This window comes from Acinetobacter sp. yr461 (assembly GCF_900110445.1).
GTDB classification, from domain to species: domain Bacteria; phylum Pseudomonadota; class Gammaproteobacteria; order Pseudomonadales; family Moraxellaceae; genus Acinetobacter; species Acinetobacter calcoaceticus.
In genome coordinates this window covers 1-1,318 of sequence record NZ_FODU01000036.1, presented here as the reverse complement: position 1 = coordinate 1,318, position 1,318 = coordinate 1, and the positions used below count along the sequence as shown (strand labels likewise).

Below are 1,318 nucleotides of genomic sequence, written 5' to 3'. Positions count from 1 at the left end.
CCCGCACAATAAGCAATAAGGAGAAATAACATGAGCTACCAGAAACTCAGCCGTGACCAGATTGCAAAACGTGTGGCACAAGATATTCCAGATGGTGCCTATGTAAATCTAGGCATTGGTCTGCCGACCAAGATCGCCAGCTATTTACCCAACGATAAAGATATTTTCCTTCATTCTGAAAATGGCTTACTGGCTTTTGGTCCACCGCCAGCTGCGGGTGAAGAAGACCCTGAACTGATTAATGCGGGTAAAGAATTTGTGACCATGCTTGAAGGCGGCAGCTTTTTCCATCATGGCGACTCATTTGCGATGATGCGTGGTGGACACCTTGATATTGCAGTGCTTGGTGCTTTTCAGGTTGCAGCCAATGGTGACTTGGCGAACTGGCACACGGGTGCGCCGAATGCGATTCCTGCTGTCGGTGGTGCAATGGATTTAGCTGTGGGTGCTAAAAAAGTATTTATCACTACAGATCATGTGACCAAGCAAGGTGAACCGAAGATTGTGGCTGAGCTGAGTTATCCGGTTACGGGTAAAAAATGTGTTGACCGTATTTACACCGATCTTTGTGTGATTGATGTGACTACCGATGGTTTAAAGGTGCTTGAGAAAGTGGAAGGTCTTAGCTTTGATGAGTTACAAGCTTTGACAGGTGCAACTTTGATTGATGCGACACAAGGGTAAGGAAGTAGGAAATGACATTAAAAAACGCTTATATCATCGATGCTATCCGTACTCCATTCGGCCGTTATGCCGGTGGCCTTGCCCCTATTCGTGCCGATGACCTTGGTGCTTTGCCGATTAAAGCGCTCATGCAGCGTAACTCGAATGTAGATTGGGAACAGGTCGATGATGTGATCTATGGCTGTGCGAACCAAGCGGGTGAAGACAACCGTAATGTCGGCCGTATGTCAGCACTGCTTGCTGGTTTACCGTATCAGGTGCCTGCGACCACTATTAACCGTTTGTGTGGTTCATCACTTGATGCGATTGCCATTGCTGCCCGTGCCATTAAAGCGGGTGAAGCAAATCTGGTGATTGCAGGTGGTGTAGAAAGCATGAGCCGTGCACCCTATGTAATGGGTAAGTCAGACAGTGCTTTTGGTCGTAGCCAGAAGATTGAAGACACCACCATGGGCTGGCGTTTCATTAACCCAAAACTTAAAGAATTGTATGGTGTAGACACCATGCCCCAGACTGCCGAAAACGTAGCTAAAAAGTTTAACGTCAATCGTGCAGATCAGGACCAGTTTGCCTTGGTGAGCCAACAACGCACCGCAAGCGCGCAAGCCAAAGGCTTTTTTTCTAAAGAAATCGT

2 protein-coding genes are annotated in these 1,318 nt (G+C 47.4%); both read left to right on the top strand.

The genetic code is table 11. The annotated features are described in order from the left end of the window. The first annotated feature begins 30 nt into the window (after window positions 1-30). The gene (locus tag BMW38_RS19260) at window positions 31-684 is read left to right on the top strand and encodes a 3-oxoacid CoA-transferase subunit B (protein WP_092711096.1); all 654 of its coding nucleotides are present in this window, start codon (window positions 31-33) and stop codon (window positions 682-684) included. Window positions 685-695: 11 nt separating this feature from the next. Beyond that, window positions 696-1,318: thiolase family protein (locus BMW38_RS19255; RefSeq protein ID WP_280138571.1), on the top strand; the 623-nt coding region annotated here is incomplete at its 3' end.

Excerpts from the sequence above, each read along its gene's own strand:
- BMW38_RS19260 (WP_092711096.1), top strand. The coding sequence starts at position 31 with ATGAGCTACCAGAAACTCAGCCGTGACCAGATTGCAAAACGTGTGGCA.